The 20,730-nt window shown below is 64.1% G+C and carries 21 protein-coding genes; 13 read left to right on the top strand and 8 right to left on the bottom strand.

Annotation, left to right across the window (positions count from 1 at the left end):
* Nucleotides 1-69: 69 nt before the first annotated feature.
* Complete coding sequence (locus K408_RS0106815) at nucleotides 70-1,041, bottom strand: AraC family transcriptional regulator (RefSeq protein WP_024337863.1); 972 nt, start codon at nucleotides 1,039-1,041, stop codon at nucleotides 70-72.
* A gap of 191 nt (nucleotides 1,042-1,232) precedes the next feature.
* On the opposite strand from K408_RS0106815, the gene K408_RS0106810 reads away from it, so the two are divergent.
* From K408_RS0106810 to K408_RS0106795, 4 genes are all read left to right on the top strand, one after another.
* The gene (locus tag K408_RS0106810) at nucleotides 1,233-2,747 is read left to right on the top strand and encodes a caspase family protein (RefSeq protein WP_024337862.1); all 1,515 of its coding nucleotides are present in this window, start codon (nucleotides 1,233-1,235) and stop codon (nucleotides 2,745-2,747) included.
* 97 nt (nucleotides 2,748-2,844) lie between these two features.
* On the top strand, nucleotides 2,845-3,060 hold the full coding sequence (locus K408_RS0106805; protein WP_024337861.1) for a hypothetical protein: 216 nt from the start codon (nucleotides 2,845-2,847) through the stop codon (nucleotides 3,058-3,060).
* Nucleotides 3,061-3,108: 48 nt separating this feature from the next.
* The gene (locus K408_RS0106800) at nucleotides 3,109-3,483 is read left to right on the top strand and encodes a hypothetical protein (RefSeq protein ID WP_349509753.1); all 375 of its coding nucleotides are present in this window, start codon (nucleotides 3,109-3,111) and stop codon (nucleotides 3,481-3,483) included.
* A gap of 146 nt (nucleotides 3,484-3,629) precedes the next feature.
* Nucleotides 3,630-4,397 carry an outer membrane protein gene (locus tag K408_RS0106795; RefSeq protein WP_024337859.1) on the top strand — a complete coding sequence of 256 codons (768 nt, stop codon included), beginning with the start codon at nucleotides 3,630-3,632 and terminating at the stop codon, nucleotides 4,395-4,397.
* A gap of 111 nt (nucleotides 4,398-4,508) precedes the next feature.
* Here K408_RS0106795 and K408_RS0106790 read toward each other — a convergent pair whose 3' ends face one another.
* The 4 genes from K408_RS0106790 to parE all read right to left on the bottom strand — a co-directional run bounded on the left by K408_RS0106790 (nucleotide 4,509) and on the right by parE (nucleotide 9,046).
* Nucleotides 4,509-5,279 (bottom strand): SDR family NAD(P)-dependent oxidoreductase, encoded by a 771-nt coding sequence (locus K408_RS0106790; RefSeq protein WP_024337858.1) that lies wholly within the window; start codon nucleotides 5,277-5,279, stop codon nucleotides 4,509-4,511.
* 21 nt (nucleotides 5,280-5,300) lie between these two features.
* Nucleotides 5,301-5,486, bottom strand: a complete 186-nt coding sequence (locus tag K408_RS0106785) for a hypothetical protein (RefSeq protein ID WP_024337857.1) — start codon at nucleotides 5,484-5,486, stop codon at nucleotides 5,301-5,303.
* Nucleotides 5,487-5,789: 303 nt separating this feature from the next.
* On the bottom strand, nucleotides 5,790-6,572 hold the full coding sequence (locus K408_RS0106780; protein WP_024337856.1) for an outer membrane protein: 783 nt from the start codon (nucleotides 6,570-6,572) through the stop codon (nucleotides 5,790-5,792).
* Between the two features lie 431 nt (nucleotides 6,573-7,003).
* Nucleotides 7,004-9,046: a DNA topoisomerase IV subunit B gene (gene parE / locus K408_RS0106775; RefSeq protein ID WP_024337855.1), complete on the bottom strand. Its 2,043-nt coding sequence runs from the start codon at nucleotides 9,044-9,046 to the stop codon at nucleotides 7,004-7,006.
* Nucleotides 9,047-9,318: 272 nt separating this feature from the next.
* Between parE and K408_RS0106770 the strand changes: the two genes are divergently transcribed.
* The 3 genes from K408_RS0106770 to argC all read left to right on the top strand — a co-directional run bounded on the left by K408_RS0106770 (nucleotide 9,319) and on the right by argC (nucleotide 11,721).
* Nucleotides 9,319-9,849: a DedA family protein gene (locus tag K408_RS0106770; protein ID WP_024337854.1), complete on the top strand. Its 531-nt coding sequence runs from the start codon at nucleotides 9,319-9,321 to the stop codon at nucleotides 9,847-9,849.
* Nucleotides 9,850-10,075: 226 nt separating this feature from the next.
* Nucleotides 10,076-10,741 (top strand): FMN-binding negative transcriptional regulator, encoded by a 666-nt coding sequence (locus tag K408_RS0106765; RefSeq protein WP_024337853.1) that lies wholly within the window; start codon nucleotides 10,076-10,078, stop codon nucleotides 10,739-10,741.
* Nucleotides 10,738-11,721: an N-acetyl-gamma-glutamyl-phosphate reductase gene (gene argC / locus K408_RS0106760; protein WP_024337852.1), complete on the top strand. Its 984-nt coding sequence runs from the start codon at nucleotides 10,738-10,740 to the stop codon at nucleotides 11,719-11,721. The genes K408_RS0106765 and argC overlap by 4 nt, the downstream gene beginning before the upstream one ends.
* 117 nt (nucleotides 11,722-11,838) lie before the next feature.
* Here the strand turns inward: argC and K408_RS0106755 are convergent, their stop codons facing one another.
* Nucleotides 11,839-12,237, bottom strand: a complete 399-nt coding sequence (locus K408_RS0106755) for an MAPEG family protein (protein WP_024337851.1) — start codon at nucleotides 12,235-12,237, stop codon at nucleotides 11,839-11,841.
* 80 nt (nucleotides 12,238-12,317) lie between these two features.
* Nucleotides 12,318-14,126, bottom strand: coding sequence for a PHA/PHB synthase family protein (locus K408_RS0106750; RefSeq protein ID WP_024337850.1), 1,809 nt, complete (start codon nucleotides 14,124-14,126; stop codon nucleotides 12,318-12,320).
* 254 nt (nucleotides 14,127-14,380) lie between these two features.
* Between K408_RS0106750 and K408_RS0106745 the strand changes: the two genes are divergently transcribed.
* From K408_RS0106745 to K408_RS0106725, 5 genes are all read left to right on the top strand, one after another.
* A complete protein-coding gene (locus K408_RS0106745; RefSeq protein WP_024337849.1) occupies nucleotides 14,381-14,656 on the top strand; it encodes a hypothetical protein in 276 nt (91 codons plus the stop codon).
* 229 nt (nucleotides 14,657-14,885) lie between these two features.
* The gene (locus K408_RS0106740; RefSeq protein WP_024337848.1) at nucleotides 14,886-16,106 is read left to right on the top strand and encodes an LL-diaminopimelate aminotransferase; all 1,221 of its coding nucleotides are present in this window, start codon (nucleotides 14,886-14,888) and stop codon (nucleotides 16,104-16,106) included.
* Between the two features lie 28 nt (nucleotides 16,107-16,134).
* Nucleotides 16,135-17,451, top strand: a complete 1,317-nt coding sequence (locus K408_RS0106735) for a homoserine dehydrogenase (protein WP_024337847.1) — start codon at nucleotides 16,135-16,137, stop codon at nucleotides 17,449-17,451.
* Between the two features lie 81 nt (nucleotides 17,452-17,532).
* Nucleotides 17,533-18,534: a class II fructose-bisphosphatase gene (gene glpX / locus K408_RS0106730; RefSeq protein WP_024337846.1), complete on the top strand. Its 1,002-nt coding sequence runs from the start codon at nucleotides 17,533-17,535 to the stop codon at nucleotides 18,532-18,534.
* A 171-nt stretch (nucleotides 18,535-18,705) separates the two neighbouring features.
* Nucleotides 18,706-19,425, top strand: a complete 720-nt coding sequence (locus K408_RS0106725; RefSeq protein ID WP_024337845.1) for a haloacid dehalogenase type II — start codon at nucleotides 18,706-18,708, stop codon at nucleotides 19,423-19,425.
* Nucleotides 19,426-19,495: 70 nt separating this feature from the next.
* Here K408_RS0106725 and K408_RS0106720 read toward each other — a convergent pair whose 3' ends face one another.
* The gene (locus K408_RS0106720; protein ID WP_024337844.1) at nucleotides 19,496-20,467 is read right to left on the bottom strand and encodes an MBL fold metallo-hydrolase; all 972 of its coding nucleotides are present in this window, start codon (nucleotides 20,465-20,467) and stop codon (nucleotides 19,496-19,498) included.
* Between K408_RS0106720 and K408_RS41940 the strand changes: the two genes are divergently transcribed.
* The gene (locus K408_RS41940; protein ID WP_155248295.1) at nucleotides 20,466-20,702 is read left to right on the top strand and encodes a hypothetical protein; all 237 of its coding nucleotides are present in this window, start codon (nucleotides 20,466-20,468) and stop codon (nucleotides 20,700-20,702) included. The two genes, K408_RS0106720 and K408_RS41940, sit on opposite strands and share 2 nt — an antisense overlap.
* Nucleotides 20,703-20,730 lie beyond the last annotated feature (28 nt).

The following is a 20,730-nucleotide window of genomic DNA, read 5'->3' as shown; positions in this document are numbered from 1 at the left end:
TCAAACTACGGGCGCGGCTCGGGTTTTCCGAGGAGCCGGGAGTGCGTCCGCAGCGGCCAGGACGGGGGGTTAACGCCGGTCGGTGGTCCCCGCCCGGAAGTCGCCGGGCGCCATGCCATAGGCAGCGTTGAAGACCCGGTAATAGGTCGCCAGGCTCTCGAAGCCGCACGATGCCGCGATGTCGGCGATCAGCCGCTCCGGCTTCTCCTGCATCAGGCGGCGGCTCTGCTCAAGGCGTTCCTCCGTCACCGTCTGCGAGAAGCTCTTCTCGGCTGTCTTGAACAGCATGTGCAGGTGTCGCACGGACACCCCGAGCAGATCGGCCACCATGGCTGGGGCGAGATTGGGATCCTGCAAATGGTGCGCGATCAGGCGGCGGGCTTGCGAGAGGCGGGCCGTCCGCAGCGCGGCCTGTCCGCGCCTGCTGCCGGGCCGCACGACACCGCGCTCCATCAAAGCCAGATGCCCTAAAGCTTGAACCAAGGGCGTCTGAACGGCAGAGCCAGCATCGGTGGCGGCACCAGCGATCTCGCCGAGATCGGCAAAGCAGGCAGCGAGCAGGGGCGCCAGAGCGGGGTCGAAAAACGTTCGTGGCGCAAGTTCGCGCATGCGGCTGTCCTGTGCCGGGATGTTGCTCAACGGGATTTTCAGGATGCGCAGATGGAAGCCCCCGGCGCCGAGCGGCGCGGTGCGGTAGGGCAGGTTGGTATGACTGGTAGCGAAGCTGCCGTTGGCAATCGAAAAGGCGCTTGCGCGAATGCCGCCGAACCAGCCGCCACTGCCGAGCTGCTGATAGACGCAGATCGCGTCACCTGGGGCGGCGGCGATGTCGGACGTGCTGCGCTCGACCGAATAGGGCGATGCCTTCAGCTCGACGAGGCTGGCACCGCCGAGCTGGCGCAGCGAGAATTCGCCAACGAAGTCCGCGCGCCGTTCGCGCGCGAGCTCGGCCGTGACGCCGAACAATCCCTTGGCGCGCACCTCGCGCCAATAGTCGAAGCGATCCCTCGGCTCGACCTCGTCGGTACACCAGCGAAACACGGCAGCTCCTCGCTTCCGGCGAAATGGTCCAAGAAGAAGCAGATTTCGCCGAAGTCCGCCATGGCCGGACGGAGCCCAGGCCCTTGAACCGTCCTCACGCCTGGGTCGACTATCACACAGCGGCAGGGGGTCAAATGAACTGCCGTTCCAACGGATCGGCGGCAGGGCCGTCCTGCAACAGGAATTTTGCGATGACGCGTCGGCTTTTCGGAATTCTGGCGGCCATTGGCCTCGCGGCGGGCCTGAGCGGCTTGGCAGGTCCCGCTTATGCCGAGAAGCGCGTTGCGCTCGTCGTCGGCAACAACGACTACAGGAACGTCCCGAAGCTGCTCAAGGCGGTCAATGACGCTCGCACCATGGGCGACACGCTGAAGCAGCTCGGCTTCTCGGTGATGGTCGCCGAGAACCAGAGCCGGCAACAATTCTCCGAGACGCTGCTCGCCTTCGACAAGGCGATCGAGCCCGGCGACACTGCGTTCTTCTTCTACGCCGGTCACGGCTTCGAGATCGCGGGACAGAACTATCTGCTGCCGACCGACGTGCCGGCGGCGACGGAAGGGCAGGAAGAGCTGGTGCGTGACGCTTCGATCCTGGCCGACCGCATCGTCGAGCGCCTCCAGAACAAGAAGGCGCGCACCTCGATCCTGGTGTTCGATGCCTGCCGCAACAATCCGTTCGAGCGCAAGGGCACCCGCGCAGTCGCCGGCGGCGGCGGGCTCGCGCCGATGACGCAGCTGCCGGAAGGCGTGTTCTCCGTGTTCTCGGCAGGCCCCCGCCAGACCGCGCTCGATCGCCTGTCCAACGACGATGCCAATCCCAATTCGGTGTTCACGCGGACCTTCGCGAAGGAACTGCTCAAGCCCGGCGAGAACCTGGTGCAGGTGGCGCAGCGCACCCGCCGTGCCGTCAGCGAGATGGCCGAGACCGTCAAGCACAGGCAGGTGCCGGTTTATTTCGACCAGATGGTCGACGACGTGTTCCTCAGCGGCATGGCGAAGGATACCGCCGCGCGCTCCGACGATCCGCCGCCGCAGAAACTTGCGGCGCTGCCGCCGGTATCCGTTCCGCAGCTGCCCAAGGAGGAGACGCTCAACGCGCCGATCGCGAGCTTCTCCCGGCACAATGGCGGCTGGAGCGTGGTGTTCTCCTTCGCCGATCCGACCCTCGGCATTTCCTGGCGTATGGCCGGCAAGGGCGATTTCCGCGAGACCGGCTTCATCGACACGCTCGATCCGCGCACGCGCAAGCGGATGCCGAACCCCTCGATCGAGCTGCCGCCGGATGCGCAGCCCGGCACCATCGAGGTCCGCTATGTCGATCAGTCCGGCGACTTGCAGGGGCCGTTCCCGATCAGGTTCGATCCCGAGGCTGCGCTGATCCGCGATCAGCGCAAGATTCTCGACAGGACGTCGACGAGCTGGCTGTCGTTCCGCGAGTTCAACGGACTCCTGGTCTACTACACCCACCTCGTGTCCTACCGTTGCGCAATCCGTGAGGTGCGCATCGGCATCGACACCGCCGTTCCCAACCAGGTGCTGAAGATGCCGCCTTGTGACATGCGCGACCCTAGCGCGATCAGCGCCGGGATGCCGCTCTACATGAAGCTCGCGCCGAGCACGCAGACTGTCTCGGTCGAGTTGACCTATCGCGATGGCAGCGTGTCCGAGATCAAGAGCTTCCGGAGCGTCAACCGCAGCAACAATTGATGGGCTGTGCAGCCGGCGGATTGGGGTTAGGAACGCTCGGCTGACGGAGTGGACGAACTTTAATCGACGGGCCAAGGTGAAAGTGCTAGAGCCGGGGATGACAAAATTCATCATCGTCGTGCTTCTTACGACGTTTCCGGTTCTGGCCCAAACGACTCCAGTTCTCACCGTGCCGCCGCCCACGGACCGCGAGCGCGTCCAAGCGGATCGTGCGAAGGCAGCCGAGGACGAGAAGGTGGCTCCGATCACGCGCCCTTGGGATCGCGACGCTGACGGCAAGCGCCCATGGGAGCGGAAGTCGGCAAAGCCCTAGTCACGCGAACGTCGATCTCCGCTGTGCATCGGCGACGCCGCGCATGCGATGTCGCCGGTCGGCGGCGTCGGCGTCAATCTCGCCGTGCGGGACCCGGTCGCGACCGCAAAACCTCCTGGCAGACAATCTGCAGCAGGGCTGCCTGTCCGAGGACGAGCTCGATGCCGTGCGCCGCCGCCGCGAGCGTCCGGTGAAGATGACGCAACGCATGCAGGTGGTCGTGCAGAACAACATCATCAGCGGTGCCTTGCAGAGCGGCGACCGGCCGCTGAAGGTGTCGCCGATCCTGCGCCTCGTCACCGCGCTGCCATGGCTACGCGGCATGCCGGCGAGCTTGCTTGTGCTCGTGGCGCGGCCCGAGCATGTGCATTCGAAGGCCGCAAGATTTGGCGCAGCAATTTAGTAGGGATAACGTCGCATTAAATGGCGTCCCGCGCGTTGCGTGCGTGCAACAGCGCAGATGGATTGTAGGACCGCGGCAGGCCAATCCGGCGCATTAACTTCGTTGATTCAAATTTGAGTAAGACCTGCGTGTGACCGTGCGCCCATCAAAGGACACGGGGTGTACCATGCGTAATAAATTGATTGCCGCCTTCGCCTGCACGACGGCTCTGGTTTCGACCGGCGCGGCTTCTGCCGCCGATCTCGCTGCGCGCTACACGAAGGCGCCGGCCTATGTCGAGCCATTGTTCACCTGGACCGGCTTCTATGTCGGCGGCCACATCGGTGGCGCCTGGACCAACCAGCAGTTCATCAACAACGGGACCGGTGCGGCGTTCGGCGACCTCATTCCGGGCGAGGGCTATCGCCAGCGCGGATCGGGCATCATGGGCGGCGCGCAGATCGGCTACAACTGGCAGGCCAACAATTACGTGTTCGGCATCGAGGGCACGATTTCCGGCCTCGACAACAAGGGCACGGTCGTAAACAACGTGTTTGGCGCCGCGGACGACGTGTTCTCCTGGCGCGCCAACGTGCTCGCGACCATCGTCGGCCGCGCCGGCTTCGCCGTGCAGAACAACCTCTTCTACATCAAGGGCGGCTATGCCGGCGTGAACAACCGCCTCTCGGTCACCGACACAGTCGGTGTGGCGACGGGTTCGGGCGGACAAACCCACTGGGCCAACGGCTGGACTGTCGGCGCCGGCTGGGAATACGGCGTCACCCGCAACTGGATCGTCGGCCTCGAATACAACTACGCTGCCTTCGGCAGCCAGACCTATCAGCTCGGCGGCACCTCCGGAAACTACACGTTCGATGCCAAGCCGCGCGACATTCAGTGGGCCGTGGTGCGCGCGAGCTACAAGTTCGACGCACCCACCATCTCCCGCTACTGAGCACGTCGACGCAACGCGACCAACGATCAAGAAAAGCACTGCAAATTTCAAAAGCCCCGGCCAGGCCGGGGCTTCTTTTTTGCCTCTGCCGGATTGCAGGCAGGCGCGGCGTCAGGCCATCACGGAGAAGCCGCCGTCGACCGGAATCGCGGTGCCCGTGACGAAATTCGAAGCAGGCGAGGCAAGGAACACGGCGATGCCGGCGAAGTCGTCAATGTCCCCCCAGCGCCCTGCGGGCGTGCGCGCCAGCACGCGCTCGTGGAGCCCCGAGACCTGCTGCCGCGCGCCCCGGGTGAGATCCGTATCGATCCAGCCCGGCAGGATGGCATTGACCTGGATATTGTCGGGCGCCCAAGCATTCGCGCAGGCGCGCGTGTATTGCACGATGCCGCCCTTGCTCGCCGCATAGGCGGTCGCGAAGCTCGCGCCGAAGATCGACATCATCGAGCCGATGTTGATCACCTTGCCGTTGCCGGACGCCTTCAGCGCCGGATAGGCCAGCTTCGAGCAGACGAAGGCGCTGGTGAGATTCGTGTCGATCACCTTATTCCACTCGTCCAGCTCGAGCTCGTGCGGCGGCTTTCGGATGCTCATGCCGGCATTGTTGACGAGGATGTCGATGCGGCCGAGCTCCTTGACGACCCGATCGATCATGGCCGCGATCGCCGCCATGTCCGTCACGTCCGTGGAGACGGCGATCGCCTTCACGCCGCGCTGCCGGAGATCGGCCACCGCCGCGGCGGACTTGGTTTCGTTGCGCCCGACGACGGCGATGTCGGCGCCGGCGTCGGCAAGGCCGCGCGCCATGCCGAGGCCGATGCCGCCATTGCCTCCCGTAACGATCGCGACCTTGCCGCTGAGATCGAACCGGCTGGATGTCATGCTGGTATTCCCTGGTTTCTTCTATGGATTGCTCTGCCAGATCAGCACCAGCCCGAAGCCGGCCATGGCTGCGCCATAGCCCGCCCATTGCAACTGGTTGACCATGAAGCTCGATCGCGGCCACGGAACGGTGCCCGTGCCCTGTCCGATCCAGAGCAGACCGACGGCTGTCGCAAGCAGGCCTGCCACAAGCAGAAATCTGCGCAAGCATTCCTCCCATCGTCCGCTTCCGTCGCGCGTGGCGGCGAAGTGCCGCCAACCGCGAGGCTTAGGGTGCACAGTAACCGCAGCTTCGGTGTGGATACAATGGCGCCACCGGTCCCGGCTGGCGGCGGGAAGGGAGCGTGTCCGTCAAAGGCAACTCGCTGCTTGGCAATCAGTGCCGATGGTCGGCTGGCGAAACCCGGCTCGCGGGACGCGGTATTGCAGTCAAGCGTTGGTCGCCCCGCCCAAACGAAAAAGCCCCGGCGATGCCAGGGCTTTGACGTTCGATCGTGAGGTCAAATCAGATCAGTACTTCGCGACGACCGGACCGGTCCAGTTGAAGCGGTAGACCAGCGAGGTCGAGATCGTCTGGTTCCAGTGGTTCGTACGGATGCTGTTGCCGGTCGGAATGTTGCCGGCATCGAACAGCTCGTCACGAGTGGTGGCGTTGTAGAAGGCCGAACGATACTCGGTCTTCATGAACCAGCCGGGCGAGGTGATGCCGAAGATGTTCAGGCTGTTCTCGACGCCGCCGCCGATGAACCAACCGTGACGGTCATACCCGTCGAGGTGGATACCGGCCGGAGTGCCGGCGAGGTTGGTGAAATTGGTGCGACCAAAGTGGGCGCCGGAGTAACCGCCGTTGACGTAAGAAAGAACATTCGGGGCAACCAGCCAGCCGAGGCGAACACCAGCCGCCCAGGAGGTCTCCAGCTTCTGGTGACCGGTGAGGCCAAAGATCGGATCCTGCACGGTGCCGCGGATGCTGCCGAACTGACCGTCAGCAAACACACCGGCAACCCAGGTGCCGCTGAACTGCCAGTCGTAGCCGGCGCCGACCGTGCCGAACCAGCCCGAGCCGCCCTGGCGCTGGTCGATCGTCAGCGGGACTGCGCCGACGGTGGTCTGCACGTGCTGATCTTGGTTCGAAAGGCCGCCGCCGCCGCCGCCGAAGATGTAGAAGCCGGTCCAGTTGGCAACCGGGGCCGCCATCGGAGCCTTCGCGTAGGGACGGGCACCCAGGTCAGCCGCGGAGGCCGAACCGGTCATCGCCGCGACCGCGGACAGAGCGAGCAAAATCTTCTTCATGTCAAAATCCCCAACTTGGTCTGTCGTGGCGCGAGCGCACTTAAGTCCGTGTCATCTGATGCCCGAACTATAGACGGTTCTCGCCGAAATGCTGTTGCCGGGTGGGCACAGTTACCGGAAAACGGCGGTGCTGGGGTAACCCGGGCCCTCTCGATCGAACAGAAAATAGATATGAAGAATCATGTAGTTATGAGATTTTCGCAGTTCTTGTTTCGGATAACGTCTCGTTAGCAAAGTCGGCCTCGTCCGAAATGGAGGCAATCCTGCCTTAGCCTCGGCGCCTATGAGCCGTTGGACGAATCGCCGTGCGGCGCTTTCGGGGAATCAACGAAAGCGCCTGCGAACTGCCAGGCAAGACAGCCCGGCCCCCGAAACAAAACAGCCCCGGCTGGCCGGGGCTGTTTTGGCGTGCTGCGGGCTGGGTTGAGGTCTCAGACGTCCAGTAGCTCCTCGCTGGCAAATTCGGCCTTGTCCGAGATGAAGGCGAAGCGTGCCTCGGCTTTGGTGCCCATCAGCCGCTCCACCGAATCCGCAGTCGTGTCGCGGTCGTCGGCCAGCAGCACCACCTTGAGCAGCGTCCGCTTGGCCGGATCCATGGTGGTCTCCTTGAGCTGCGCCGGCATCATCTCGCCGAGGCCTTTGAAGCGATTCACCTCGACCTTGGCGTTGGCGTTGAACGCGGTCTTGATGAGCTCGTCCTTGTGCTTGTCGTCGCGGGCGTAGACCGATTTGGTACCGTGCGTCAGCTTGTAGAGCGGCGGGACCGCGAGGAAGAGGTGGCCCTCGTCGATCAGCCGCGGCATCTGCCGGTAGAAGAAGGTGATGAGGAGCGATGCGATGTGGGCGCCGTCGACGTCGGCGTCGGTCATGATGATGATGCGCTGATAGCGCAGATCCTCTTCGCGATATTGCGCGAGCGTGCCGCAGCCAATCGCCTGCACGAGGTCGGAGAGCTGGGCGTTCGCGGTCAGCTTGTCCTTGCCGGCGGAGGCGACGTTGAGGATCTTGCCGCGCAGCGGCAGCACGGCCTGGGTCTTGCGGTCGCGCGCCTGCTTGGCGCTGCCGCCGGCCGAGTCACCTTCGACGATGAACAGCTCGGAGCCTTCGGTGCCGGCGTCGGTGCAGTCGGCGAGCTTGCCGGGCAGGCGCAGCTTCTTGCCGGCGGTTTTTCGCGCGGTCTCCTTCTCCTGCCGCCGCCGCAGCCGTTCTTCGGCGCGGTCGATCACGAAATCGAGCAGCCGGTTGGCCATGTTCGGATTGCCCGACAGCCAATGGTCGAACGGATCCTTCATCGCCTGCTCGACGATGCGCTGCGCCTCCGCGGTGGCGAGGCGGTCCTTGGTCTGGCCCTGGAACTCGGGCTCGCGCACGAACACCGACAACATCACGGCGGCGCCCACCATCACGTCTTCCGAGGTGACGGACGCCGCGCGCTTGCCCTGACCGACGCGCTCGGCGTGATCCTTCAGGCCGCGCAGCAGCGCGCTGCGCAGGCCGGACTCGTGGGTGCCGCCATCGGGCGTCGGCACGGTGTTGGTATAGGAGGATAGGAAGCCGTCCGCATCCGCGGTCCAGGCCACCGCCCATTCGCAGGCGCCGTGCGCGCCGTTGCGGCCCGACTTGCCGGAGAAGATGTCCGGGTGCACCAGCGTGTCGGCGTGGATCGCCGCGGCAAGGTAATCCTTGAGGCCGCCGGGGAAGTGGAACGTCGCTTCGGCCGGCACGTCCTCGACGCCTTTGAGCAGCTCGGGCGCGCAGTTCCAGCGTATCTCGACACCGCCGAACAGATACGCTTTGGAGCGCGTCATCTTGAACAGACGCTGCGGCTTGAACGCAGCCTTGGGCCCGAAAATGTCCGTGTCAGGCTTGAAGCGCACGCGGGTGCCGCGGCGATTGTTGACCTTGCCGAGATCCTCGAGCTTGCCCTTGGGGTGGCCGCGCTCGAAAATCATGCGATGCAGTTTCTGCCCGCGCGCAACCTCGACTTCGAGCCGCGAGGAGAGGGCGTTCACGACGGAGATGCCGACGCCGTGGAGACCGCCAGAGGTCTCGTAGACTTTGCTGTCGAACTTGCCGCCCGAATGCAGCGTGCACATGATGACTTCGAGTGCCGACTTCTTCGGGAATTTCGGGTGGGGATCGATCGGGATGCCGCGGCCGTTGTCGGTGACGGTCAGGAACCCGTCCGCACTCAGCTCGACTCCGATGAAGGTCGCATGCCCCGCCAGCGCCTCGTCCATCGAGTTGTCGATCACTTCGGCGTAGAGGTGATGCAGCGCCTTCTCGTCGGTGCCGCCAATATACATGCCGGGTCGGCGCCGCACCGGTTCCAGGCCTTCGAGCACCTCGATGTCGGCCGCGGTGTAGTCGGCTTCTCCGCCGCTTCCACGCGGCGCCGCCTTGGGCGCGCGGGGTTTCGGCTCATCGCCGCCAAAAAAGTCATCTTTTGCTTTGGGCTTCAACTGCTTGGCCATATATCTTGATACGTTCTGAGGGCCGCATTGGCGGCGAATCGGTCGGGCCGACTATGCCACTTCTGACGTGGAAAGGTTACCGGGGGCCGGACCGGGCGGTGTGGGTGGGAGACAATCCCGGCGGTTTTACGCCGCAGGCCGGCCAATTCCCGGCAATTTGACGTTCCGACCTCGCCATGTGGGCTTTTGTGACTTGATGTCACACAAGTCCTTGGCTTACCAGTCCTTTTCATCGAGCAGCACCTTGAGACGGGGCGGGAAGGCTATTTTTGATGGAGCAGTATGCGCACGCCCTCGCTGAATTCGTGCGCGTTCACCAGGCCTGGGCGGCGCCGGTCGTGTTCCTGCTCGCATTCGGAGAGTCGCTTGCGTTCGTCTCGCTGCTCGTTCCGGCCTGGGGTGCGCTGGTGGCGATCGGCGCGCTCATCGGGGTCAGCGGCATCAGCTTCTTTCCTGTCTGGATCGCCGGCGGCCTCGGCGCTGCGCTGGGTGACTGGGTCTCCTATTGGTTCGGCTACCGCTACAAGGAGAGGGTTGCCCAGATGTGGCCGCTCTCGCTCTATCCGGATCTGCTGCCCAGAGGAGAGGCGTTCGTGCGTAACTGGGGCATACCCAGCATCTTCATCGGGCGCTTCTTCGGTCCCCTGCGCGCCTCGGTGCCGCTCGCGGCCGGCATTTTCGAAATGCCTTATTGGACTTTCCAGGCCGCAAACTTCGTCTCGGCCCTGATCTGGTCGGCCGTGCTCCTGCTGTTTGGCGACGTGCTCGCCAAGATCATGGAATGGATCTGGCGCGTGATCTGACGGTCTGAACCTTGACGGGAACTGCGCCTGGCCCTATAGCCGCGCACCATGATCAACGCCGCGACCATCCTGTTCGCCCGTCGCCGCCGCCGCACTTCAGCGGTTAGGGCGGTCGATCGCGTTTGAGATCATCGTCTTTGCCGCTGGATCCGATCCGCGGCATTCTCTCTCCTGTCAGCGCGATCTGATCCGGCGGCTTCCTCAGGAGGCCCAGCAGGAGACTACGATGTACACGCCACCTTTCTTCAAGCAGGACCGCGCCGTAAGCCTCAAATTTGCGGAGCAGCGCGGCTTCGGCACCATGTGCGCCTTCGACGGCCACAAGCCCGTCGCTTCGCCGCTGCCGTTCTATCTGACCTATGCGGCTGACGGGACGCCGCAGGCCGCGTTCCATCTCGCCCGTCACAATCCGCTGGTAAAGCTGGCTGGCGGTGATGCGTCATGGCTGCTCGCGGTCAACGGTCCCGATGCCTATGTATCGCCGGACTGGTACGTCTCGCCGGACCAGGTGCCGACCTGGCTATATCAGTCGGTGCATCTGAGCGGGCCGGTGCGGCTGCTGTCGGACGAGGAGCTGTCGGTGCAGGTCGACACGCTCAGCGACAAGTTCGAGAGCCGGCTGTTGCCGAAGAAGCCCTGGACCTCGGGCAAGATGACGGCGGGCCGGCTCGAGGCGATGAAGAAGGGGATCGTGGGCCTGGTCATGATGGTCGAGGAGGTCGAGGGCAGCTTCAAGCTGAACCAGCACAAATCCGACGCCGACTATGCAGCCATTGCGGACGCACTTGGTGGCGGCGATGCCGACGCCCGGCAGATCTCACAACTGATGCGGCAAGCCAAGCCGCAAGCTTTCAAAGCCGACACGAACCTGCTCGAAGGGAGCACGCCATGAGCCTCGCTGACACCACGAAAGCCCCGACCACCAGCGCGGCCAAGAAGCCCGCGACCGTCTTCGTCGACGGCGGCTCCGGCACCACCGGCCTCGGCATCAGCGAGCGGCTGAAGCTGCAGAGCGATGTCGAGGTGAAGACCATTGCCGACGACAAGCGCAAGGATCCCGCGGCAAAGAAGGCGCTGATGGAGGAGGTGGACCTCGTCATCCTCTGCCTGCCTGACGATGCCGCCAGGGAGACGGTCGCGCTCATCGACAGCATGGGGCCGTCCGGTCCGAAGGTGCTGGACGCCTCGACCGCGTACCGGGTCGCGCCGGACTGGGCCTACGGCTTTCCCGAGCTGACGCCGGACCAGGCCGGAATGATCAAGGCCGCGAGAAAAGTCTCCAATCCCGGCTGCTATCCGACCGGCGCGATCGCGCTGCTGCGGCCGATCGTCGATGCCGGTCTGTTGCCGCAGGACTATCCGATCACCGTCAATGCGGTGAGCGGCTATTCCGGCGGCGGAAAGTCGATGATCGCGAGCTTCGAGGACGGCAGCGCGCCGGCCTTCGAGCTCTATGGCCTCGGCTTCGAGCACAAGCATCTGCCGGAGATGCAGCTCTATGCGAACTTGACGCGGCGGCCAATCTTCATTCCCTCGGTCGGCAATTACCGGCAAGGCATGCTGGTCTCGGTGCCGCTCCAGCTCGACACGCTGCCGGGCAAGCCTGGCGGTGCCGACCTGCAGACGGCGCTGGCCAAGCGTTACGCCGGCTCAAAGTACGTCAAGGTGATGCCGCTGCAGAACGAGGCGACCAAGAGCGGCCGGCTCGAGCCGGAGGCGCTCAACGAGACCAACATGCTCGAGCTCTACGTCTTCGCCAGCGACAAGTATCATCAGGCTGTGCTGGTCGCCCGGCTCGACAACCTCGGCAAGGGCGCCTCGGGAGCCGCTGTGCAAAACATGCGGCTGATGCTGGGCCTGCCGGAGGAGTGAGAGACGTCTCGCTCCGTCATTCCGGGGCGGTGCGCAGCACCGAACCCGGAATCTCAAGATTCCGGGTTCGCCCTTCAGGCGCCCCGGAATGACACCAAGGGGAAGCGAGCTTCGCAGCTAAACTACCCCGAAGATCGCCAGCGCCAGCACGGCCTGGGCGAGGAAGCCGACGGTGAAGGCCAGCGTGCGGAACACCGGGATGCCCAGCGCATAGACGATCATGTGTGCGACGCGTGACCAGAAATAGACGGCGCAGGCCAGCACGGTCCATTTCGTGGAATAGTCGATCGCGTTCAGGATCAGCACCAGCGGCGCGAAGATGACGAGGTTCTCGACCGCGTTGTCATGTGCGAACATGAGCCGGTTCGCCCACTCCGCCTGCGGCTTGTCGCCGCGCGAGGGATTGGCCATGGCACCGCTGAGCCCGCGAACCTGACATCGGTTGATGATGTAGGGAATCCAGAGGACCCCCGTCAGGATCACCGTCAATGTCAGCCAGAACAATTCGCGTGTCATGAGTGCCGCTCCCCTCTGTCGTCGCTGTGCCTGTCTATACGAAAGCGCGCAAGATTGCGCCACGCGCAAGCAAGCTTCCGTTATGCGCGAACCCTGACATAGCTGCCGGGTGCGTCCTCGATCGGTGGGAAGGCTTCGCTGCCGACCGCGCGCGCCGGGACCTCCTCGGGATCGAGCTCGCCCAGCCATTGGCGCCAGTCCGGCCACCACGAGCCCTTGTGCTCGGTGGCGCCCTTCATCCACTGCGCGATGTTGACGTCCTTGATGTTGTCGTTGGTCCAGTACTGATACTTGTTCGAGGCGGGCGGATTGACGACGCCGGCGATGTGGCCCGACCCGGACAGGACGTACTTCACCGGGCCGCCGAAGAATTGCGAGCCGTACAGCACCGATTCAGCGGGCGCGATATGGTCCTCGCGGGTGGCCAGATTGTAGACGGGCACTTTCACCTTGGAGAGATCGAGCAATGTGTTGTCGAGCACCATCGTGCCGGTGGAGAGCCGGTTCTCCAGATAGCAGTTGCGCAAATAATAGGAATGGTTGGCCGCGGTCATCCGCGTCGCGTCCGAGTTCCAGTGCAGAAGGTCGAACGCGCTCGGCTGCTGGCCCTTCAGGTAATTGCTGACGACATAGGACCAGATCAGATCGTTCGAGCGCAGCATGTTGAAGGCCATCGCCATCTTCGAGCCTTCGAGCACGCCGGCGGTCTTCATGTCCTGCTCGAGCGCGGAGATCTGCTCCTCGTCAACGAAGACGAGGAGATCGCCGGCATGGGTGAAGTCGACCTGGGCCGCGAAGAACGTCGCGGACGATACCCGCTGGCGGCGCTTCTCGGCGAGCCAGGCCAAAGTGGTCGCGAGCATGGTGCCGCCGACGCAATAGCCGGCGGTGTGCACCTTCATCTCGCCGGTGACCTTCTCGATCACGTCCATCGCCGTGAGCGGGCCTTCCTTCATGTAGTCTTCCCAGCTCTTCTTGCCGAGCCGCTTGTCGGGATTGACCCATGAGATCACGAACACGGTGATGCCCTGGTCGACGCACCACTTGATGTAGGATTTCTCCGGCTTGAGGTCGAGGATGTAGAATTTGTTGATCCAGGGCGGCACGATGAGGAGCGGTGTGCGCAGCACCTTCTCCGTCGTGGGCGCATACTGGATCAGCTGCATTATCTCGTTCTGGTAGATCACCTTGCCCGGTGTGGTCGCCATGTTGACGCCGACGACTAGATTGTCCGGATTGGACTGACGGATCTTCAGCATGCCCTTGCCGGCCGCAATGTCCTCGGCCAGCATGGTCAGACCGCGCGCGAGGTTCTCGCCGCTGCTCGCCACGGTCTCGCGCAGCACCTCCGGATTGGTCAGCACGAAATTCGACGGCGACAGCGCGTTGGTGACCTGCTGGACGTAGAACTCGGCCTTGCGGCGCGTATGCGGATCGAGCCCCTCGGCATCGCGCACGAGCTCCTGCGCCCATTTGGCCGTGAGCAGGTAAAACTGCATGACGAAATCGAAGAACTGGTTCGACTTCCATTCCGGATCGGCAAAGCGCTTGTCGCGCGGCGAGGGTGCGATGGCGGGCTCGGCGTCCTGACCGGCCATGCGGCGCACCGCGGCGCCCCAGAGGTCGAGATAGTCCTTCGCGAGCTTGGTCTGCAGATCGGAGGAGCGGGACGTATCCGACAGCCAATATTCGGCGACCGATGTGAACGTCTTGACGATCTCCGCGAGCTCGGCCGGTGGCCGATCCTGCACCTCGCCGCTCTCGCGCGGCTTCAGATAAGCGGCGAGTGCCTTGCCGCCGCTCTCCATCGCCCGCGCGACATTCATCGCGAAGGCTTCCGCGTCGAACTTCGTACCTGATTTCGGCGTCTCGGTCGTGGCCATGCTCATGAGCAGAACAGTAACGATTCATTCCGTACTCGTCACCGCGAAGCTCGCATGTTTGACGTTAAACACTCTCGAAGATGTGTTGCACTGCGACAAATCTTCTTGGTTCCGTCACAATCGAGCCGCACCGCTCGGCTTGTTGGGCATTGGGCTGTTTTCTGGCTCGCACCATTTGGGCAGCAATGGTTTGAGCTTGGGCGCGGTCTTGGGTAAGGTTGCCCGGGGCCGTGCTTTGGGACGAGTAGGGGATTTCCCAAGTGTTGGCGTTATGGGACCTGCAAAAGACGCTGCCGATCCGCGGCGCGCTGCTGATCGCGGCGCTCGCCCTGGGCGGCTGTTCGAGCCAGCTCGCGGATCTGACACCCGCGGATGCGCAGTCGGCTGTCAGGGAGCCCGGCAGCTATCTGCCGGTGCACGATCTGCCGCCGGACCGCGATGAGGCAATCATCCCGCCTGAGCAGCGCGCCAAGATCGAGGCCGAGCTCGCCGCTGCGCGCGATCGTCAGGCCGTTGCCACCAAGGACGCCAAATAGGTCTGGGAGGCGGAGACTGGCAAGGTAATCGCTGGCGCCTCCGCTTTGCCGTGCTAAAAGACGTCGGTACAGCCAAGAGTCAGGGCGAACGACTTCAGTCTTCGTCGTCGATGATTGCTCTAAATATTTGATTTTGAGCACTTTTCGCGGTGAGATCGATCGCGTTTTGGAGTGGCCCTCGCGGCCTGCCGATTCTGTCCCTGACCGGTTGCCCGGAGCCCAGAGAGCCATGGAAGAATTTTACCGCATTCGCCGCCTTCCGCCTTACGTGTTCGAGCAGGTCAACCGGGCCAAGGCGGCTGCGCGCAATGCCGGCGCCGACATCATCGACCTCGGCATGGGCAATCCGGACCTACCGGCTCCGCCGCATGTGCTCGAGAAACTGAAGGAGACGCTCGGCAAGCCGCGCACCGACCGCTATTCGGCCTCCCGCGGCATCCCCGGCCTGCGCCGGGCCCAGGCCGTATACTACGGCCGCCGCTTCGGCGTGAAGCTGAACCCCGACACCCAGGTGGTGGCGACGCTCGGCTCCAAGGAAGGTTTCGCCAACGTGGCGCAGGCGATCACCGCGCCCGGCGACGTCATCCTCTGTCCGAACCCGAGCTATCCGATTCACGCCTTCGGTTTCTTGATGGCGGGCGGGGTGATCCGCTCGGTGCCGTCGGAGCCGACGCCGCAATTCTTCGAGGCGGCGGAGCGGGCGATCATCCATTCGATCCCCAAGCCGCTGGCGCTCGTCGTCTGCTATCCCTCGAACCCGACCGCCTATGTCGCAAGCCTCGACTTCTACAAGGATCTCGTCGCGTTCGCGAAGAAGCACGAGATTCTGATCCTGTCCGATCTCGCTTACGCCGAGGTCTATTTCGACGAGAGCAACCCGCCGCCCTCCGTGCTTCAGGTGCCGGGCGCGATGGACTGCACCGTCGAGTTCACCTCGATGTCGAAGACCTATTCGATGGCCGGCTGGCGCATGGGCTTTGCGGTCGGCAATGAGCGCGTGATCGCGGCGCTCGCCCGCGTCAAATCATACCTCGATTACGGCGCGTTCACGCCGGTCCAGGTCGCGGCAACTGCTGCGCTGAACGGCCCGGACGATTGCATCAAGGAGATGCGCGACACCTACCGCAAGCGCCGCGATGCGCTGGTGGAATCGTTCGGCCGCGCCGGCTGGGAGATCCCGCCGCCGGAGGCTTCGATGTTCGCGTGGGTACCGCTGCCGGAAGCGTTCCGCAGCGTCGGCAGCATGCAGTTCGCGACCCTAATGGTGGAGAAATCCGGCGTTGCGGTCTCGCCCGGCGTCGGCTTCGGCGAGCATGGTGAAGGATATGTCCGCATCGCCTTGGTGGAAAACGAGCAACGGATCAGGCAGGCCGCACGCGGCGTGCGCCGCTTCCTTGAAAGCGGCATCGAAACATTGCACAACGTGGTTCCGCTCGCCAACCGGCGCTAATTCCCTTCTGCAGGTTTTCTGAAGCATCATGGTCGCACCCCTGAAAGTGGGCATAGCGGGGCTCGGCACCGTGGGTGCCGAGGTTGTCCGTTTGATCGAAACGCAAGCGCGCGTGCTCGCGGGCCGTAGCGGCCGCGGCATCCGCGTGGTTGCCGTCACCGCGCGCTCGAAGGCGAAGAAGCGTGGCATCGACCTGCGCGGTTTCGAATGGGCAAAGGACCCGATCGCGCTCGCCACCCATCCGGACGTCGATTGCTTCGTCGAGCTGATGGGCGGCGCCGGCGATCCCGCTCTGTCGGCGGTCGACGCCGCGCTGAGCGCCGGCAAGTCGGTCGTCACCGCCAACAAGGCGCTGCTCGCAAAGCACGGCGTCAAGCTCGCCAAGGTGGCTGAAAAGCATGGTGGTGCGCTGAATTTCGAGGCAGCGGTCGGCGCAGCAATCCCCGTCATCAAGACGTTACGCGAAGGTCTTGCCGGAACCGGCATCGACCGCGTCTACGGCATCCTCAACGGGACGTGCAACTACATCCTGACCCGGATGGAGCAGGAAGGGCTGTCCTTCGCCGAATGCCTCAAGGATGCGCAGCGGCTCGGCTATGCCGAGGCCGACCCGTCCTTCGACGTCGACGGCCACGACACCGCGCAGAAGCTCGCCATCCTCGCCAGCCTCGCCTTCGGCACGAAAGTTGCTCAAAGCGCCGTGTATGTCGAAGGCATCTCATCCATCGCGCCGGAGGATCTGCGTGCGGCGGCCGATCTCGGCTACCGCGTCAAGCTGCTCGGCGTCGCCGTGCGCACCGCCAAGGGCATCGAGCAGCGCGTGCATCCGACCATGGTACCGAAATCCTCCTCGATCGCGCAGGTGATGGGTGTCACAAACGCGGTCACGATCGACGGCGAGGGCATTCCGCCGATCACGCTGGTCGGGCCCGGCGCCGGCGGTGCGGCGACCGCATCCGCCGTCGTTGCCGACATCGCCGACGTTGCGCGCGGCATTCGCGCCAATCCGTTCGGCCGGCCGATCTCGCAACTCCACGACACCAAGAAGGCGCCGATGGAGCGGCACGAGGGCGGCTACTACATCCGCCTGCTCGCGCGCGACTTCCCCGGTACGGCGGCCGCGATTGCGACCCGGCTTGCAGAGCAGAAGATTTCGATCGAGTCGATCGTGCAGCGTCATCCCAATGGCGGCGCTGCGCCTGCAAATGGCAAGGCGGCACCCGTGCCCGTCATCCTGATCACCTATGCCACACACGAGGACGCCGTGCGCCGCGCACTCGCCGCCGTGCAGAAGGACAAGGTGATCAGCGGACGGCCGCAGGTGATCCGGATCGAGAAGAACTGACACGGTTCGAACGAACTGTGGGTGCTGTGAGTTGATGCGGGCAGAGAAGTCTGTCCCAAACTGTTTCGAAGGAGTCAGCCGATGTCGACCCATATTTCAGTCCCGCCGCAAGCGTTGCTTGAGCGGATCCTCACGCTGGAGATCGTGCGGGTGACGGAGCGGGCGGCGGTGTCGTCGGCGCGGCTGCGCGGCCACGGCAACGAGAAGGCGGCAGACCAGGCCGCCGTCGATGCCATGCGACGCGAGCTCAACAAGCTGCCGATCCAGGGCACCATCGTGATCGGCGAGGGCGAACGCGACGAGGCGCCGATGCTCTATATCGGCGAGCAGGTCGGCCTCAAGGCGGGGCCCGAGGTCGATATCGCGGTCGATCCCCTCGAAGGCACCACGCTCTGTGCCAAGAACATGCCGGGCTCGATCGCTACCATGGCAATGGCCGACGGCGGCACGCTGCTGCATGCGCCCGACGTCTACATGCAGAAGCTCGCGATCGGCCCCGGCTACGACAGGGGCGTGGTCGATCTCGATGCTTCGCCGGCCGACAACGTCCGCCGCCTCGCCAAGGCCAAGGGCGTCAAGCCGGAAGGAATCACCGTGCTCGTGCTCGACCGTCCGCGCCATGCCGACATCATCGCGAGCGTGCGCTCGACCGGCGCGGCCGTGCGCCTGATCACGGATGGTGACGTCGCCGGCGTGATCCACTGCGCCGACCCTGATAACACTGGTGTCGACATGTATCTCGGCACCGGCGGTGCCCCGGAAGGCGTGCTCGCCGCCGTGGCGCTGCGCTGCATCGGCGGCCAGATGCAGTGCCGTCTCATTCTCGATTCCGAGGAGAAGCGCGAGCGCGCCGCCAAGATGGGCGTCAACGATCCCAAGATGATCTACGGCATCGAGGACATGGCGCGCGGCGACTGCCTGTTCGCCGCCACCGGCGTCACCACGGGCTCGCTGCTCTCGGGCGTCAAATTCCGTAAGGATGGCGTGATCGAGACCGAGACCGTCGTGATGCGCTCCGTCACCGGCACCGTGCGCTACATCAAGGCCGAGCACCGCGAGCTGGCCAAGTTCCATTTGGATTGACGCTTTCCGTCATTCCGGGGCGACGGGACCGCGCAAGCGCGGGCCCGGAGAGCCCGGAATCCAACGGGCGGCAGACTCCGACGCGAAATGGATTCCGGGCTCGATGCTGCGCATCGCCCCGGAATGACAACAAGACAATAGCGACAACAAGAACAAGCAGGGAAACCGCCCATGTCCGATCTCTCCGCCGTCAAAGCCCTCGTCTTCGACGTGTTCGGCACTGTCGTGGACTGGCGCACCAGCTTGATCACCGACTTCATGTGGTGGGCGAAAGGCCGCGGCATCAGCGCCGACTGGACCGCGCTCGTCGACGGCTGGCGCGGCATGTACATGGCCTCGATGGACGACGTTCGCCAGCATCCCGAGCGCGGCTATGTCATGCTGGATGATCTGCATCGCCGCTCGCTGGACAAGCTCGTCGAGAAGTTCGCGATCAAGGGGCTGACGGAAGCCGATCTCGATTATCTCACCAAGGGCTGGCACCGCTTGCACCCGTGGCCGGACAGCGTCGCCGGCCTGACCCGGCTCAAGACGAAGTTCGTGATCTCGCCGCTGTCGAACGGCAATGTCGCGCTGCTCACCAACATGGCGAAGTTTGCGGGGCTCCCGTGGGACCTCATCCTGTCGGCCGAGTTGTTCGAGCACTACAAGCCCGATCCGGAAACCTATCTCGGCGCCGCGCGGCTGCTCTGTCTCAAGCCGGAAGAGGTGATGATGGTGGCTGCCCACAACGGCGATCTCGCGGCGGCGCAGAAGAACGGGCTGAAGACTGCCTTCGTGGCACGACCGACGGAGTATGGTCCGCTTCAAAAGATTGACTTCGAGGCGACCGGCAATTGGGACATCGTCGCGAAGGATTTTGGCGGCATCGCCGACAGGTTGGGGTGCTAACGGCGTTTCCGGTGATGTGCGCGGCAACATCGGTCCGGGCAGCGCAAGCGCCGCCCGGAGCTGATCTGCGTTAAAGCGTCATTTTCATCGGCTCCGGATAGTAGCGGAAGCCTTCGCCTACCTTGGCGACATGGCCATAGCCCGGCCAGGCGAAGTGATAGGACATCACCGGGATCTTGTTCGTTGCGAGCATCGTCAGGAGCTTGACGCGCGACTCGGCCGCCTGCTTCGGGTCGGAGTCATAGGAGAACTCCATCCGCGGCCGCTCCAGCAGCAGCACCGAATGGTGCGAGAGGTCGCCGAGGAACGCGAACGATTTCCCCGCCGAGGAGACCATGAAGATGGTGTGGCCGACGGTGTGTCCGGGGGCGGCGATCGCCTGTACGCCGGGCAGGAATTCCTGGCCGTCCTTGAAGAACACGATGCGGTCGCGAACCGGCAGCAGGTTCTTCCGGGCGTGAATGACGAAATCCTTGGCGGCGCTGCCGAGCTTGCCCTCGTCGGTCCAGAAGTCGAAATCGCTCTGGGCGATGTAGATCTGGGCATTCGGAAACAGCGGCTTGCCGCCTTCGTCCACGATGCCGCCGATATGGTCGATATGGGCATGCGAGCAGACGACGGCGTCGATGTCGCCCGGCTTGATACCGGCTTCCGTCATGCTCTTCTGCTGCCGGCCGGTGCTGGCGCCGAACATCTTCGAGCTGCCCATGCCGGTGTCGAACAGGATGAGCTTGTCGCCGGTGTTGACGATCGGCGAATTCTGCTCGAGCACGACGTTGTCCGGCGACAGGAAATTGTCGGAGAGCATCTTCTTGACCTCTTCCTTCGGAACGCCGGTGAAGGTCCCCGAGGGGTCTCCGAGGGGCAGCGGCCCGTCGGATACGACGGTCACCTCGGCGTCGCCGAGCACGAAGCGGTGCCAGTAGGGCGTCTGAGTACCAAGCTTGGGCGCCCGCGCCATCGCGCTGCTGCCGAGCATGGCGCTAGCACCAAGACCCGCCCCGAGTGCGAGCAGGGACCGACGAGAGACATCGATTGTCATGCGTTTCCTCCGCTTTATTTTTCGCAACCATTTGCGCGTTGCGACCGGCCTGGAGCCGGCCGCGCGATGCTGCGCTGGTTTGAACAAGCTAGCAAGTGGAATTGGTTCGGGGTTGATCGCTGCTCTCAAAGCTGGCACGGAAATTCTGGCGCATGGCATACGCGCCGTCGCCGACGTTCTTGCCGTCAGAACGATTCCATGGGTCGGCGCAAGACAAGCAAGGTTTGTGTCGTGATCATGTCTGCTGGTCGCGTGACCTGCTC

The organism is Bradyrhizobium sp. in8p8, from assembly GCF_000426845.1.
GTDB classification, from domain to species: Bacteria; Pseudomonadota; Alphaproteobacteria; order Rhizobiales; family Xanthobacteraceae; genus Bradyrhizobium; species Bradyrhizobium japonicum_C.
This window is presented reverse-complemented; position numbering and strand designations above follow the sequence as displayed.